The sequence below is a fragment of the Pseudomonas sp. 8Z genome, assembly GCF_902506535.1.
In the GTDB taxonomy this organism is placed as follows: Bacteria; Pseudomonadota; Gammaproteobacteria; order Pseudomonadales; family Pseudomonadaceae; genus Aquipseudomonas.
Genome location: NZ_LR733825.1, coordinates 208,699 through 223,793, shown reverse-complemented (window position 1 = coordinate 223,793; position 15,095 = coordinate 208,699). Strand labels below are relative to the sequence as shown.

General features: G+C 63.2%; 17 protein-coding genes. 8 read left to right on the top strand and 9 right to left on the bottom strand.

Translation table 11 applies throughout. The annotated features are described in order from the left end of the window. Nucleotides 1–7: 7 nt before the first annotated feature. From AERO9A_RS05315 to AERO9A_RS05300, 4 genes are all read left to right on the top strand, one after another. Nucleotides 8–424, top strand: a complete 417-nt coding sequence (locus tag AERO9A_RS05315) for a DUF4426 domain-containing protein (protein ID WP_159970889.1) — start codon at nt 8–10, stop codon at nt 422–424. Next, nucleotides 421–1,017 (top strand): RdgB/HAM1 family non-canonical purine NTP pyrophosphatase, encoded by a 597-nt coding sequence (gene rdgB, locus AERO9A_RS05310; RefSeq protein WP_159970888.1) that lies wholly within the window; start codon nt 421–423, stop codon nt 1,015–1,017. Before AERO9A_RS05315 ends, rdgB begins: the two co-directional genes overlap by 4 nt. Continuing rightward, nucleotides 1,014–2,174 (top strand): radical SAM family heme chaperone HemW, encoded by a 1,161-nt coding sequence (hemW, locus tag AERO9A_RS05305; RefSeq protein WP_159970887.1) that lies wholly within the window; start codon nt 1,014–1,016, stop codon nt 2,172–2,174. Before rdgB ends, hemW begins: the two co-directional genes overlap by 4 nt. 89 nt (nt 2,175–2,263) lie before the next feature. Beyond that, the gene (locus tag AERO9A_RS05300; RefSeq protein ID WP_159970886.1) at nt 2,264–2,587 is read left to right on the top strand and encodes a DUF3392 domain-containing protein; all 324 of its coding nucleotides are present in this window, start codon (nt 2,264–2,266) and stop codon (nt 2,585–2,587) included. A 55-nt stretch (nt 2,588–2,642) separates the two neighbouring features. Here the strand turns inward: AERO9A_RS05300 and AERO9A_RS05295 are convergent, their stop codons facing one another. The 5 genes from AERO9A_RS05295 to AERO9A_RS05275 form a co-directional block, all read right to left on the bottom strand. Beyond that, the gene (locus tag AERO9A_RS05295) at nt 2,643–3,986 is read right to left on the bottom strand and encodes a DUF1329 domain-containing protein (protein ID WP_159970885.1); all 1,344 of its coding nucleotides are present in this window, start codon (nt 3,984–3,986) and stop codon (nt 2,643–2,645) included. 167 nt (nt 3,987–4,153) lie between these two features. After that, a complete protein-coding gene (gene trmB, locus AERO9A_RS05290) occupies nt 4,154–4,870 on the bottom strand; it encodes a tRNA (guanosine(46)-N7)-methyltransferase TrmB (RefSeq protein ID WP_159970884.1) in 717 nt (238 codons plus the stop codon). Nucleotides 4,871–4,937: 67 nt separating this feature from the next. Then, on the bottom strand, nt 4,938–5,732 hold the full coding sequence (locus AERO9A_RS05285) for a thiazole synthase (RefSeq protein WP_159970883.1): 795 nt from the start codon (nt 5,730–5,732) through the stop codon (nt 4,938–4,940). Between the two features lie 76 nt (nt 5,733–5,808). Then, a complete protein-coding gene (gene thiS / locus AERO9A_RS05280; RefSeq protein ID WP_159970882.1) occupies nt 5,809–6,009 on the bottom strand; it encodes a sulfur carrier protein ThiS in 201 nt (66 codons plus the stop codon). Nucleotides 6,010–6,112: 103 nt separating this feature from the next. After that, the gene (locus AERO9A_RS05275) at nt 6,113–6,484 is read right to left on the bottom strand and encodes a DUF423 domain-containing protein (protein WP_159970881.1); all 372 of its coding nucleotides are present in this window, start codon (nt 6,482–6,484) and stop codon (nt 6,113–6,115) included. Nucleotides 6,485–6,632: 148 nt separating this feature from the next. Here AERO9A_RS05275 and mtgA point away from each other — a divergent pair, with 148 nt between their 5' ends. Beyond that, the gene (gene mtgA / locus AERO9A_RS05270) at nt 6,633–7,361 is read left to right on the top strand and encodes a monofunctional biosynthetic peptidoglycan transglycosylase (protein ID WP_159970880.1); all 729 of its coding nucleotides are present in this window, start codon (nt 6,633–6,635) and stop codon (nt 7,359–7,361) included. A gap of 58 nt (nt 7,362–7,419) precedes the next feature. On the opposite strand, the gene rpoH is transcribed toward mtgA, so the two are convergent. The 4 genes from rpoH to ftsY all read right to left on the bottom strand — a co-directional run bounded on the left by rpoH (nt 7,420) and on the right by ftsY (nt 11,445). Next, entirely contained in the window at nt 7,420–8,274 is an 855-nt protein-coding gene (gene rpoH, locus AERO9A_RS05265) for an RNA polymerase sigma factor RpoH (RefSeq protein WP_159970879.1), read from the bottom strand. A gap of 143 nt (nt 8,275–8,417) precedes the next feature. After that, the gene (gene ftsX, locus AERO9A_RS05260) at nt 8,418–9,434 is read right to left on the bottom strand and encodes a permease-like cell division protein FtsX (protein ID WP_159970878.1); all 1,017 of its coding nucleotides are present in this window, start codon (nt 9,432–9,434) and stop codon (nt 8,418–8,420) included. Then, nucleotides 9,434–10,102: a cell division ATP-binding protein FtsE gene (ftsE, locus tag AERO9A_RS05255; RefSeq protein ID WP_159970877.1), complete on the bottom strand. Its 669-nt coding sequence runs from the start codon at nt 10,100–10,102 to the stop codon at nt 9,434–9,436. The genes ftsX and ftsE overlap by 1 nt, the downstream gene beginning before the upstream one ends. Further along, nucleotides 10,099–11,445, bottom strand: a complete 1,347-nt coding sequence (gene ftsY, locus AERO9A_RS05250) for a signal recognition particle-docking protein FtsY (protein ID WP_159970876.1) — start codon at nt 11,443–11,445, stop codon at nt 10,099–10,101. Before ftsY ends, ftsE begins: the two co-directional genes overlap by 4 nt. A 142-nt stretch (nt 11,446–11,587) precedes the next feature. Here ftsY and AERO9A_RS05245 point away from each other — a divergent pair, with 142 nt between their 5' ends. From AERO9A_RS05245 to rsmD, 3 genes are read left to right on the top strand one after another with little or no spacing between them, the layout of a single operon-like run. Next, entirely contained in the window at nt 11,588–12,961 is a 1,374-nt protein-coding gene (locus tag AERO9A_RS05245; protein ID WP_159970875.1) for a pitrilysin family protein, read from the top strand. Continuing rightward, nucleotides 12,951–14,411, top strand: coding sequence for a pitrilysin family protein (locus AERO9A_RS05240; RefSeq protein ID WP_159970874.1), 1,461 nt, complete (start codon nt 12,951–12,953; stop codon nt 14,409–14,411). Before AERO9A_RS05245 ends, AERO9A_RS05240 begins: the two co-directional genes overlap by 11 nt. Further along, nucleotides 14,411–15,031, top strand: a complete 621-nt coding sequence (gene rsmD / locus AERO9A_RS05235; RefSeq protein ID WP_159970873.1) for a 16S rRNA (guanine(966)-N(2))-methyltransferase RsmD — start codon at nt 14,411–14,413, stop codon at nt 15,029–15,031. Before AERO9A_RS05240 ends, rsmD begins: the two co-directional genes overlap by 1 nt. Nucleotides 15,032–15,095: the final 64 nt, after the last annotated feature.

Genomic DNA, 15,095 nt, shown 5'->3' with positions numbered 1-15,095 from the left:
CTCCATCATGCGCCGCATCATTCCCTTGCTCATTGCCCTGTGCGTGGCCCTGCCGGCGGCTGCCGAGCGCAAGCAAAGCTTCGGCGATCTCGATGTGCACTACAGCGTGTTCAACTCCAGCTTCCTGCAGCCGGACATCGCCGCCGCCAGCGGGCTCACCCGCAGCAAGACCCAGGGCGTGGTCAACGTCGCCGTGCTCAAGGCTGGCAAGGCCAGCACCGCGCAGGTCAGCGGCCAGGTGAAAAACCTGCTAGGCCAGGACACGCCACTGACCTTTCGCCAGATCAGCGAGAGCGGCGCCATTTATTACGTGGCGCAGTTCCCGTTCAGCAACCGCGAAGTCATGACCTTCACCCTCGACGTACGCCAGGGTGAGGAGTCGCACCGCATCACCTTCAACCAAGAAATCTTCCCGGACGAATGATGCCCTTCACCGAATTGGTACTGGCCAGCCACAACGCCGGCAAACTCAAAGAACTGCAAGCCATGCTCGGCGACGCCGTGCGCGTGCGCTCGATCGGCGAATTTAGCCAGGTGGAGCCGGAAGAAACCGGCCTGTCGTTCGTCGAAAACGCCATTCTCAAGGCACGCAACGCCGCGCGAATTTCCGGCCTGCCGGCACTGGCCGACGACTCAGGCCTGGCGGTGGACGCCCTCGGTGGCGCCCCTGGCATCTATTCAGCGCGCTATGCCGATGGCCAGGGCGATGCGGCCAACAATGCCAAGCTGCTCACGGCCCTCAAAGACGTGCCGGATGCCGAGCGCGGCGCGCAGTTCGTCTGCGCCCTGGCCCTCGTACGCCACGCCGACGATCCACTGCCGATCCTCTGCGAAGGCCTGTGGCACGGCAGCATCCTGCATGAGGCGCGCGGCGAACACGGCTTCGGCTACGACCCGCTGTTCTGGGTAGCGGAAACCAACTGTTCCAGCGCCGAACTGCCCGCCGAGCAGAAGAACCGCCTCAGCCACCGCGCCCGCGCCATGGCCTTGCTCAAGCAGCGTTTGGGGCTGACATGAGCGATACCGCTGGCGGGTGCTTCCTGCTCCCGCCCCTCGCGCTCTATATCCACATTCCGTGGTGCGTGCGCAAATGCCCCTATTGCGACTTCAACTCCCACGCTGCCGGGCCGACGCTGCCGGAAGAGGAGTACATCGACGCGCTGCTGGCTGATCTCGACATCGACCTACAGCATGTCCATGGGCGGCCACTGACCTCGATTTTCTTCGGCGGCGGCACGCCGAGCTTGTTCTCCGATCGCACCTTGGGCCGTTTGCTCGAAGGCGTCGAACGGCGCATCGCTTTCGCGCCGGATATCGAGATCACCCTGGAAGCCAACCCCGGCACCTTCGAGCAGGCCAAGTTCAAGGGTTACCGCAGCCTCGGCATCAATCGTTTGTCGATTGGTGTGCAGAGTTTTCAGGAGGCCAAGCTCAAGGCCCTGGGGCGCATCCACAACGGTGACGAGGCCATTCGCGCCGCCGATATGGCCCGCGCCGCCGGCTTCGACAACTTCAACCTCGACCTGATGCACGGCCTGCCCGAGCAGAGCATCGAGGACGCCCTGTACGACCTGCGCACCGCTATCGCTCAGGCACCGACACACCTGTCCTGGTATCAGTTGACCATGGAGCCGAACACGGTGTTCTGGAGCCAGCCGCCGCAATTGCCCGAGGACGATCTGCTCTGGGACATCCAGGAAGTCGGCCAGGCGCTGCTCGCCGCCGAGGGCTATGCGCAGTACGAGGTGTCCGCCTACGCTCAGCCAGGCAAACAGGCGCGGCACAACCTCAATTACTGGACGTTCGGTGATTTTCTCGGCATCGGCGCCGGCGCCCACGCCAAACTGAGTACGCCGGATGGGCGCATCCTGCGCACCTGGAAGACGCGCCTGCCCAAGGACTACCTCGACCCAAGCAAGGCTTATCAGGCCGGCGAGCGCCTACTCGACACCGACGAACTGCCCTTCGAGTTTTTGATGAACGTACTGCGCCTAACCGACGGCGCGCCCGCTGAACTGTTTGCCCAGCGTACCGGCCTGCCGCTTGCGCAACTCGATAGCGCACGACGCGAAGGGGAGCGCCTGGGATTGCTGCAAATCGGCGACACAAGCCTAGTCGCCACGGCCAAAGGCCAGCTATTTCTCAACGATCTGCTGCAACTGTTCCTGGCCTAGTTCACCCACAGCGCGAGAGTAATCCGGTAGGCTAACGCGCCTGATTCGCGCGGCCATCGCTTACGCCGCGCCGCACTCAAGGAGTCTGAATGGATCTGCTACTGGACCTGATCGTCACCCTTTCGCGCTGGAGCCGCAGCCACCTCAGCGATATCTCTCTGGCCATCATGGCCACGCTGCTGGTGCTATTCGGCCCGGCCATCAATGCCTGGGTACAACGCACCATCGGTAACCTCAATTTCGTTCTGCGTACCCTGTTGTTCGTGATTTTCTGCGCTGTCGGCTACGGCCTGGCCATGATCTTTCTCACGCCCTGGCTGGCCAAGGGCCTGGCGTACTTCAACAATTTCACCTTGGCCCCGGTGCTGATCCTGATTTTCGCAGTCATCGGCATTCTCGCGGATCGCAATTAGCGCAGCCCATCTGATCGAGGCCGGAGCGCGCCCCGGCCCGATGCCACACCGAACCTCAATTACCTTCGCGGCGCAGCGCCTGTGGGGTGAAATCGCGCGGCGTCAGCTTGGCCCTGAAGTTGTACATCGGCTCGTTGTTGTCCAGACCATCGACGAAATAGCGGCCCCCCTTGAAGTCGTAGATGGTTTCCAGGGTGGAGCCGAACATCGGCACATCGTAGTAACTGATCGGATGCGCCTCCTGCAGGCCGCTCAGTTCGCCATCCTGGTCGTACAGATCGACCGCGAGGATCTGCCAACTGTCTTCGTCCAGATAGAAGCGCCGTTTGCCATAAGGGTGTTTGAAGCCCTTGCGCAGCGATGCCTCCACAACCCACACACGGTGCAGCTCATAGCGCAGCAGTTCGGGGTTGACGTGTTTGTTCTGCAGGATGCGGTCATAGGCGATGCCTTGCTGGTGGACGGCATAGCTGTTGTAAGGCACGAGCATTTCGCGCTTGCCCAATAGCTGCCACTCGTAACGATCCGGCGCACCGTTGTAGGAGTCGACCTGATCGGCAGTGGCCATGCCGTTGGTATCCGGTTGCAAACTGTCATAGGCGAGCATCGGCAGGCGGCGCACGCGGCGCTCGCCACTGTTGAAGCGCCAGGCCTTACGGATCGCCAGCACCTGATCGAGAGTTTCCTGCACCACCAAGGCTGAACCTGCAAGCCGCGCCGGGGCGACCACTCGGTACTTGTAATAAAACAGGGTGTTGCCCAGATCCTTCGGCGTCACGCCCTCGCGTCCGTAGAGGAAATACACCTCACGCTCCAGCTTGAGTAGGTTGTAGCTGCCATTGGCAAGCACCGCCGCCTGGTTGGTCACCATGCTGATCTGCTCACCGCGATAACGCATGACGTGGTTCCAGATGGCTTCCTGGCCACTCTGCGGTATGGGGAAGGGAATCCCGGAGGCCACGCCCTGCACGCCATTGCCACCGGAGATCAGTTCGGCATTGAGCGCATTGAAGCGCGTCGCGTCGTAGATACGCTGCGGTGCAGCGGCGCTGCGCCGAGTGGGAAATACGCGCAGGTAGAAATCCGGGTTCTGCTCCAGCAAGGCCGTCATGCCCGGCGACAGCAAAGCGGCGTATTGCGCCAGATTCTGACTGTCGACACGGTAGAGCGGCTGATCGGCGGCGAAAGGATCCGGGTGATGCATACCCGGCTGGTAGCCTGCCGGGGGCTTGGCCACTCCGCCCGTCCAGGCCGGGATGGTGCCGGCAGCATTACCAGCCATCTCACCGCCTAGCGGCGTCAAATCACGACCAAGACGTTCGGACTGATCCGCGTCGACCTTGGCCTGAACCTGCAGCGCCAGGGCGCTCAACAGCAGGAGGGAAACCGTTCTCAACACAATGCTCTCCTCGCCGCGCCTGCAACACTCGCGCGACTATCTGTGCTCGCCCTTGGGGCGAGCTTTATTGTTGTGTAGTGCGGTGAGGTTCCATCCTGGCTGTCGGGTGGGCCCGATCTAGTCTGAAACGCTGCTTGCCCGCACGATCAGGCGTCGTGCGGAAGTCATCATGCCTGGCGTTGGAACTTCAGATCCCAGACACCATGCCCGAGGCGTTCGCCACGGCGCTCGAACTTGGTCACTGGGCGCTCGTCGGGGCGTGGTACATAGGTGCCATCAGCCGCCAAATTGCGGTAGCCCGGTGCGGCGTTCATCACCTCAAGCATGTGTTCAGCGTAGTTCTCCCAGTCGGTGGCCATGTGCAACACGCCACCGATCTTCAGCTTGCTGCGCACGAGCTCGGCGAAGGCCGGTTGGACGATGCGCCGCTTGTGATGGCGCGCCTTGTGCCAGGGGTCGGGGAAGAACAGCAAGACGCGATCGAGGCTGGCGTCGGCCACACAGTCGCGCAGCACTTCCAGCGCGTCGCAGCTATAGACGCGCAGGTTGCTCAGATTCTGCGTAATCGCGCCGTTGAGCAGTGCGCCCACGCCAGGTTTGTGCACCTCGACGCCAATAAAGTCCTGCTCGGGCGCGGCGACAGCCATCTCCAAAGTGGAATGGCCCATGCCGAAACCGATCTCGAAGGTGCGCGGCGCGCTGCGGCCAAACACCTGATCGAAGTCGCGCAGGCCGTCGGCCAGCTCCAGGCCGAACAACGGCCAGCCCTTGTCCAGGCCGCGTTGCTGGCCTTCGGTCATGCGCCCGGCGCGCATCACGAAGCTCTTGATGGTACGGCGCTGGCGACCGTCTTCGGTCAGTTCCGGCTGTTGGGTATCGGTCATGCTGTGCTCTTGTCGATTGCTTGGCGATATGGCGAGCCGACACAGCAGCCCGCAGCAAATCGCATCGTTATTTGATCAAGCCATCCAGCGGCGAGGACGCGCTGGCATAGAGTTTCTTCGGCATACGGCCGGCGAGGTAGGCCAGACGCCCGGCCTCGACCGCATGCTTCATCGCGCGGGCCATGAGGATCGGATCCTGCGCATGGGCGATGGCACTGTTGAGCAGCACCGCCTCGCAGCCCAGCTCCATGGCGATGGTGGCATCGGAGGCAGTGCCCACGCCGGCATCGACCAGCACCGGCACCTTCGCCTCTTCGAGGATGATGCGCAGGTTGTACGGGTTGCAGATGCCCAGACCCGAGCCGATCAGGCCGGCTAGCGGCATCACCGCGATGCAGCCAATCTCGGCCAGTTGGCGGGCGATAATCGGGTCGTCGCTGGTGTACACCATCACATCGAAGCCGTCCTTGACCAGAATCTCGGCGGCCTTGATGGTTTCGATCACGTTGGGGAACAGAGTCTTCTGATCCGCCAGCACTTCCAGCTTGATCAGGTTATGCCCATCGAGCAGCTCACGCGCCAGGCGGCAGGTACGCACAGCCTCGACCGCGTCAAAGCAACCGGCGGTGTTGGGCAGGATGGTGTACTTGTCCGGGCTGATCACATCGAGCAGGTTCGGCTCGCCAGGGTTCTGCCCGATGTTGGTACGGCGCACCGCCACGGTGACGATCTCGGCACCCGACGCGGCGATGGCGTCACGGGTTTCGTCCATATCCTTGTACTTGCCGGTGCCGACCAGCAGGCGCGACTCAAAGGTGCGACCGGCCAGGGTAAAAGGCTTGTCGTTGCGAACTTGGCTCATGGGTACTCCTCGGATCATGGGGCGCGGCTCTCGGCTCGCCACCCCGTCGCGGTCATGAAACGGTGCCGCTGGCTGCTCAACCGCCGCCGATAGCGTGCACCACCTCTACGCGGTCGCCTTCGGCGAGGCGGGTGGTGGCGTGCTGGCTGCGCGGAACGATGTCCAGATTGAGTTCGACCGCCACACGACGCCCAGCCAGATCGAGGCGCACCAGCAGGTCTGCGACGCTTTGCTCGTCGGGCAGATCCAGGGGTTCACCGTTCAACTGAATACGCATAACGGGTCGGTCACAACTAGAGAGAGGGGGCGGCATTCTAGCCCGAGAGCCGCCCACGACCAAGGCCAAAAGGCGCCGCTGGTCATCATCCTTGAGGCCTGAATCAGGCCAACTTCCAGGCCGTCAGCCCCAGGCACAGCCAACCGACGAGAAAGGCGAGACCACCGAAAGGGGTGATGATGCCCAGCTTGCTGATACCGCTAAGCGTCAGCAGATAAAGGCTGCCGGAGAACAGCAGGATGCCAATGGCGAAGGCTGCACCCGCGATATTTACCAGACGCCCCGGCATATGCAGCGCCAGCAGACCGACCCCGAACAGGGCCAGCGCATGGATCAACTGGTAGTGCGTGCCGGTCTGGAAGATCGCCAGATACTCCGGTGTCAGACGACTCTTGAGCCCGTGTGCCGCGAAGGCGCCGAGAGCGACGCCAGTGAAACCGGACAAGGCGGACAGCAGCAGCCATAAACGAGCCATACAACCTCCAAGAGCAGGAAAAGATGCCGCGCAGTGTACCTGCTGTCACGTCAGGGCAAGTGAGCAGCATTGTCACACCGGCCTCAAGCAGCGAAGAAATTCGCACTTCACCTCCGCCCTTAGCCGACCATCTGGTTTAATAGCCGCCATGTTTCGTTCCCTGACCCGCCGCCTCCTCAAACTGCTGCTCTGGTTCATGCTGGCCAGCGCCGCGCTGGTGCTCGTCCTGCGCTGGGTGCCGCCACCCGGCACGGCGCTGATGATCGAACGCAAGATCGAAGCCTGGCATGACGGCAAGAGCCTGGAACTCAAGCGTCAATGGCGCCCGTGGAACGAGCTGCCGGATGACCTGAAGATGGCGGTGATCGCCGGTGAGGATCAGAAGTTCGCCGAGCACTGGGGCTTCGACATCGGCGCCATCCAGGCAGCGCTGGTGCACAACCAGAACGGCGGCTCGCTGCGCGGCGCCAGCACGCTCAGCCAGCAGGTGGCGAAAAACCTGTTCCTCTGGTCGGGCCGTAGCTGGCTGCGCAAGGGCCTTGAGGCCTGGTTCACCGCGCTGATCGAGCTGTTGTGGTCGAAGGAGCGAATCCTTGAGGTCTATCTCAATAGCGTGGAATGGGGCGACGGCATCTTCGGCGCCGAGGCCGCCGCGCGCTATCACTTCGGCGTCGGTGCGCCCTATCTGAACAATCGCCAAGCCAGCCAACTGGCCGCCGTGCTGCCCAACCCGCTGCGCTGGAGCGCAGGCCGCCCGAATGGCTACATCGCCCGCAAGGCAAGTTGGATTCGCCAGCAAATGCGCCAACTGGGCGGCCGCCACTACCTCGATCAGCTAGAGTCACGCCGCCCAGACGGCTGGCCGCGCTGGCTCTAAGCGCAATACTCAGGCATAAAAAAGCCGCACCAGGGTGCGGCTTTTTCGTTCGCGAGGCTCAGGCGGCAATCGAGCCCTTGAGCTTGTTCATCGCGTTCTTCTCAAGCTGGCGGATGCGCTCGGCCGAGACGTTGTACTTGGCGGCCAGGTCATGCAGGGTCGCCTTCTCCTCGGCCAGCCAGCGCTGGTAGAGGATGTCGCGGCTGCGCTCGTCCAGGCTTTCCAGCGCTTCGTGCAGGTTGCTGCTGGAGCTGTCGCTCCAATCAGCATCTTCGAGCTGACGGGCCGGATCGTAACGATGGTCTTCCAGATAATGCGCGGGCGACTGGAAGGCGCTGTCGTCATCGGCATCGGCAGCCGGATCGAAGGCCATATCCTGACCGGTCAGGCGGCTCTCCATCTCACGCACTTCGTGCGGCTCGACGCCCAGGCTTTCGGCCACGGCCTCGACTTCTTCGTTGTTCAGCCAAGCCAGACGCTTCTTCTGGCTACGCAGGTTGAAGAACAGTTTGCGTTGCGCCTTGGTGGTGGCCACCTTGACGATGCGCCAGTTCTTCAGGATGAACTCGTGGATTTCTGCGCGAATCCAGTGCACGGCGAAGGACACCAGACGCACACCCATTTCCGGATTGAAGCGCTTGACCGCTTTCATCAGGCCGACGTTGCCTTCCTGAATGAGGTCAGCCTGAGCCAAGCCATAACCGGAGTAGCTACGGGCGATATGCACCACGAAACGCAGGTGGGCCAGCACCATTTGCCGGGCGGCCTCAAGATCCTGCTTGTAGTAGAGACTTTCGGCCAGTTCACGCTCCTGCTCGGGCGTCAGCAGCGGGATGCTGTTAACGGCATGCACGTAAGCTTCCAGGTTGGCGCCTGGAACCAGAGCATGAACAGGTTGCAAGGAAGTGGACATTCGAATCCTCCGAATCACGAAACGCATGCAGTGTAGCACTGCACTATCTGATGAAAAGCCTGGGGATAGGTTCCTTTACAGATAGCCAATATCAACCAAAACAATAACTTGTCAGCTTGCGTTCAACCTTGTTTGGCAAGGTCTCAACGCGGCGCCAACTCGTTGAGATGACGCGCCACCGCCAGCCAGGCGCCAATATAGCCCAGCAGCACGGCCCCCAGTAGCAAGGAAAAACCGTCGGACGAAGGTACGCCACTTAAAGCGAAATCGCTACCGTACAAACCGGCCAAACGTACTACAGCATCGTTCAGCCAATCCAGCCCGAAGGCCAGCAGCAGCCAGGCGAAGATGCCCGCGCCAAAACCATAGAGCGCGCCCATATAAAGGAAAGGGCGACGCACGTAGCCGTCGGTGCCACCGACCAGCTTGATCACCTCGATCTCAGCGCGGCGGTTCTCGATATGCAGGCGAATGGTGTTACCGATCACCAGCAGCAACGCCAGAATCAGCAGCACACTGAGGCCGAAGACGAAGCGATCACCCAGTTTGAGGATGGCGGTCAGACGCTCGACCCAGACCAAATCGAGTTGCGCCTGCTCCACCTTGGGCAGTTCGGCTAGGCGCTGGCGCAGCGCTTCCAACTTGGCCTTGTCGACCTCCTTGGGTGTCACCAACACCACGCCGGGCAGCGGGTTGTCCGGCAATTCCTTGAGTGCCCGCCCCAGGCCAGAAAGTTGCTGAAACTCGTCCAGTGCCTGCTCACGGCTGATCCATTCGGCGTCAGCGACATCATCCATTGCCTTGATCTGCTCACGCAGGGCCTGGCCCTCACGATCACCGGCGGACATGTCGAGGAACAGGGAAATCTGCGCCGCGCGCTGCCAGGAGCCGCCAAGCTTCTCGACGTTATCGAGCAGCAGCGACAGGCCCATCGGCAAGCTCAAGGCCACGGCCATCACCCAGCATGTGAAGAAGCTGCCAATGGGCTGGCGCGCTAAGCGCCGCAGGCTGTCGACCAGGCTGGCGCGGTGGCTTTCCAGCCAGGCGTGGAACAGCGTGCGAAAGTCCGGCTCGTCCGCCGGGCGGTCGGCGACCTTGTTGCGCGGCGCCGCGCCGACACGCTCGGCCGGCTGCGGTGGTGGCATCTTCGATGCGCTCATCAGGCGGCCTCCCCATCGCCGATCAGGCGGCCACGTTGCAGGGTGAGCATGCGCTGGCGCATACGTGCGATCAGTGCCAGGTCGTGGCTGGCGATCAGCACCGTGGTGCCCAATTGGTTGATGTCCTCGAACACGCCCATGATTTCAGCGGCCAGACGTGGATCGAGGTTACCGGTGGGCTCATCCGCCAGCAGCAGTGCTGGGCGATGGACGATGGCGCGGGCGATGCCGACGCGCTGCTGCTGCCCGGTGGACAGATCGCCAGGCGCCTGCGCGGCCTTGTCCGACAAGGTCACGCGCTCCAGCGCGGCGCCAACGCGCTTGGCAATTTCCGGCTTGGAGAGGCCGAGAATCTGCAGCGGCAGAGCGACGTTATCGAACACCGTGCGGTCGAACAGCAACTGGTGGTTCTGGAACACCACACCGATCTGCCGACGCAGGAAGGGAATCTGCGCGTTGGTAATGCTCGACAAGTCATGCCCGGCCAGCAACAGCTTGCCGCTGGTGGGGCGCTCCATCGCCAGCAACAGGCGCAGCAAGGTGCTCTTGCCGGCGCCGGAGTGACCGGTGACGAAGAGAAATTCGCCCGGGCGAACGCGGAAGGTCAGCTCGTGCAGCCCGACATGGCCATTGGGGTAACGCTTGGCGACCTGCTCGAATCGGATCATCCGCGCTCACGCTCCTCGAAGAGTGCCTGGACGAACGCCTGCGCCTCGAACGGGCGCAGATCGTCGATACCTTCACCCACGCCGATATAGCGAATCGGCAGGCCGAACTGTTTGGCCAGGGCGAAGATGACGCCACCCTTGGCCGTGCCGTCGAGCTTGGTCAGCGCCAGGCCGGTGAGGTTCACCGTCTGATTGAACTGTTTGGCCTGGTTGATGGCGTTCTGTCCGGTGCCAGCGTCGAGCACCAGCAGCACTTCGTGCGGCGCGGTCTCGTCGAGTTTGCCGATCACCCGGCGCACCTTCTTCAGCTCTTCCATCAGGTTGTCTTTGGTGTGCAAACGCCCGGCGGTATCGGCGATCAGCACATCGACGCCGCGCGACTTGGCGGCCTGTACCGCATCGAAGATCACCGAGGCCGAGTCGGCGCCAGTGTGCTGAGCGATGACTGCGATGTTGTTGCGCTCGCCCCAGACCTGTAATTGCTCCACGGCTGCAGCGCGGAAGGTATCGCCGGCGGCGAGCATGACCTTCTTGCCATCGAGTTGCAGTTTCTTGGCTAGCTTGCCGATGGTGGTGGTCTTGCCCACACCGTTCACACCGACGACAAGGATCACGTAGGGCTGCTTGGCGCTGTCGATCACCAGCGGTTGCTCGACCGGCTTGAGCAGCGTGACCAACTCTTCCTGCAGGGCCTTGTACAGCGCGCCGCTGTCGGCCAACTCCTTGCGCGCCACGCGCTTGGTCAGGTTGCCGATGATCGCAGTGGTCGCCTCGACACCGACATCAGCCGTCAGCAGACGGGTTTCCAGATCATCGAGCAGGTCGTCGTCGATGGCCTTCTTGCCGAGGAACAGACTGGCCATGCCTTCGCCAAGACTGGCGCTGGTCTTGGACAAACCCTGCTTGAGGCGGGCGAAGAAGCTCGGTTTTTCCTGTGTAGCCGACGCAATAGCCGGGGCAGATGTCGGCGCAGCGACCACAGCCGACGGCACAACTACAGGCGCGGTGGCGGTAACTGGCGGCTCACTGGTAACCGGGGCAACAGGCGCGGGTTCTGGCGCGGCAGGTGCAAGTTCCGGCGCCGACGTGGCGGCTACGGTTTCGACCACAACCGGCTCAGGCTCAGACTCAGGCGCGCTGACAGAGGCTGGCTCGGCGGCCGACAAGCTTTGCTCGACCGCTGGCGGCGGCTCGCTGGGCGGCACGGGCTGAGCCGTCTCGACGGCGGTTTCAGCGGGTTTCTTACGCCACCAACCAAACAGGGATTTCTTTTCTTCGGTCACAGGCGGATTCTGCGCGCCAGCCTCGGCTGGCGACTTCTTGTCGTCTTTGGAACCAAACATGGGTCGCTGCATCTCAGGGGAGCGGAACGCCAAGCGGCTGAAAAGCCTTGCCGTGCCGCCCCGGAAAAGGATGGGGTATCCTAGCACCTCTTCGCCCGTCGGCGGTACGACCGCCCAGGCTATCCGACAGGTCAGACTCTTGATGAATGCTACTGCCCGCCGTTCGCTCGGCCTGCTGTTCAGCGTACTCTGCGTTCCGCTGACAGCCCTCGCCTCCACTGCTCAACCCACCCACGAATTTACTCTAGACAACGGCCTGAAGGTCATCGTTCGCGAGGATCATCGTGCCCCGGTGGTGGTCTCCCAGCTCTGGTACAAGGTCGGTTCCAGCTACGAGACGCCGGGTTCTACCGGCCTGTCCCACGCTTTGGAACACATGATGTTCAAAGGCAGCGCCAAGCTCGGCCCAGGTGAAGCCTCAGAAGTACTGCGCGAACTGGGCGCCGAGGAAAACGCCTTCACCAGTGACGACTACACCGCCTACTACCAAGTGCTGGCCAGCGACCGCCTGCCGGTTGCCCTGGAGCTGGAAGCCGACCGTCTGGCCAGCCTGCAACTGCCGAGCAACGAGTTCGACAAGGAAATCGAGGTCATCAAGGAGGAGCGCCGCCTGCGTACCGACGACCGCCCCTCGTCCAAGGCCTTCGAGCGCTTCAAGGCCATGGCCTACCCGGCCAGCGGCTACAGCATTCCCACCATCGGCTGGATGGCTGATCTTGAGCGTATGCACATCGACGAACTACGCGCCTGGTACAAGAAGTGGTATGCCCCCAACAACGCCACGCTGGTGGTGGTCGGCGATGTCAGCGCCGACGAGGTCAAAGCCCTGGCTCAGCGCTATTTCGGTGCCATCGAGCGCCGCGAGGTGCCCAAAGCCAAGTTGCCGCTGGAGCTGGCCGAGCCGGGCGAGCGACGCATGACGCTGTACCTCAAGACCCAACTGCCCAACCTGGTCATGGGGTTCAATGTGCCCGGACTGGCCACCGCGAAAACACCGCGTCAGGTCTACGCATTGCGCCTGGCTGCCGCACTGCTCGATGGCGGCTACAGCGCGCGCCTGCCAACCCGCCTGGAGCGCGGTGAAGAGCTGGTTGCCGGTGCCAGCACCTGGTACAACGCGTTCACCCGTGGCGATAGCCTGTTCATCCTCTCGGCTACGCCCAATACGCAGAAAGGCAAAACTCTGGCACAAGCCGAAGCGGGCCTGTGGCGTGAACTGGAAGAACTGAAGCGAACCCCGCCGTCGGATGCCGAACTGGCGCGGGTGCGCGCCCAGGTCATCGCCGGCCTGGTGTTCGAGCGCGACTCGATCACCAGCCAGGCCACCAGCATCGGCCAACTGGAAACCGTCGGCCTGTCGTGGAAGCTGTCCGACCAGGAGCTGAGCGAACTGCAGGCCGTCACCCCTGCCGATATCCAACAAGCCGCCCGCACCTTTTTCGTCCGCGACCGTTTGAGCGTCGCCCATGTTCTGCCTGAAGCGTCCCGTAACGAGGAGTCCCGTCATGAAGACTGAGCACCGCCGCCTGGGCCTGCTCGGCCTGGCCCTGTCCACCGCCCTGACGCTCAGTGCCTGCAGCCACGTTGCCAACCAAGCGGCAACCGGTGAAGGCGCCAAATTGCAATCGCTGGCCGAACTCGATGATCAGGCGCCCAGCCGCCGCACTCTGGACATTCAGACCTGGCATACCGAGCAAGGCGCCAAGGTGCTGTTCGTCGAGGCCCATGAACTGCCGATGTTCGACCTGCGCCTGACCTTCGCCGCCGGCAGCAGCCAGGATGGCGGCGTACCGGGCCTGGCAGCGCTGACCAACGCCATGCTCAACGAAGGCGTACCGGGCAAGGACGTCGGTGCCATCGCCGCGGGTTTCGAAGGCCTCGGCGCCGAATTTGGCAACGGTGCCTACCGCGACATGGCCGTGGCCAGCCTGCGTAGCCTCAGTGCGACTGAGCAGCGCGAACCCGCGCTGAATCTGTTCGCCGACGTACTGGGCAAGCCCACCTTCCCGGCCGACTCGCTGGCGCGGATCAAGAACCAACTGCTTGCCGGTTTCGAATACCAGAAGCAGAACCCCGGCAAGCTGGCCAGCCTGGAGTTGTTCGAACGACTCTACGGCCAGCACCCGTACGCTCACTCCAGCGACGGTACAGCGAAGTCGATCCCAGCCATCACCCGCCAACAACTGCAGGCCTTCCACGCCCGTGCCTATGCCGCTGGCAACACGGTGATCGCGCTGGTCGGTGATCTGACGCGCGCCGAAGCCGAGGCCATCGCCAGCCAGGTATCAGCCGCCCTGCCGCAAGGCCCGGCGCTGGCCAAGATCGCCCAGCCGCAAACGCCCAAGCCCGGCACCAGCCATATCGAGTACCCATCCAACCAGACCCACCTGCTGCTCGCCCAGCTCGGCATCGACCGCCGCGACCCGGACTACGCCGCGCTGTACCTGGGCAACCAGATTTTCGGTGGCGGTGGTTTCGGCACACGCCTGATGAGCGAGGTGCGCGAGAAGCGCGGCCTGACCTACGGCGTCTATTCCGGTTTCAGCACCATGCAGGCGCGCGGCCCCTTCATGATCAACCTGCAGACCCGCGCCGAGCTCAGCGAAGGCACCCTGGTGCTGGTCAAAAAGCTGCTCGCCGACTACCTGCGTGACGGCCCCACCCAGCAGGAGCTGGAAAACGCCAAGCGCGAACTGGCCGGCAGCTTCCCGCTGTCCACCGCGAGCAACGCCGATATCGTCGGACAACTGGCGTCGATGGGGTTCTATGACCTGCCGCTGAGCTACCTCGATGACTTTATGAGCGATGTGCAGAACCTGACCACCGAGCAAGTGAAGGCGGCGATGGCCAAGCACCTCGACCCCGACGCGCTGGTGGTGGTCACCGCCGGCCCGACGGTGCCGCAAAAAGAGTTGCCGCCGCCTACCGAGCGTCCGACCGAACTGCCCAGCACGGTGCCGCACTGATGCGTGGTCGCACACCGCACAAACCCGCCGTGGGCAAGGCTCACGGCGGCCAGGGCCAGTTGCGCATCATCGGCGGCGAGTGGCGTTCGCGGCGCTTCGCCTTCCCCGACGGGCCGGGCCTGCGCCCGACCCCGGACCGGGTGCGCGAGACGCTGTTCAACTGGCTGGCGCCCTATGTCGAAGGCGCCCACGTGCTCGACCCCTTCGCTGGCAGCGGCGCGCTGCTGCTCGAAGCGCTGTCACGTGGTGCTGCCAGCGGCCTGGCCTGTGACCTCAACCCGGCCTCGGTCAACGCCCTGCGTGAGCACCTGACGACGCTGCAATGCAGCAACGGCGAGATCCAGTTAGGCGATGCCCTGCAACTGCTGACCCGCCCGGCACCACGGCGCTTCGATATCGTCCTGCTCGACCCGCCGTTCCATAAGGATCTGCTGCAAAGCGCCTGCAACCTGCTCGAAGCGCAAGGCTGGCTGGCCGACGACGCCTGGGTCTATACCGAAAGCGAAACAGCGCCCTCGACCCTGGGCCTGCCCGGTAACTGGCGCCTGCACCGCGAGAAACACACCGGCCAGGTGCATTACGCGCTGTGGCAGAAAAGCGTACCCCCGCCACCCGCGTAGCCTGGATGAAATCCAGGACCACCATTCCCGGATTGCATCCGGGCTACGACCTGTTCGCCGCTGA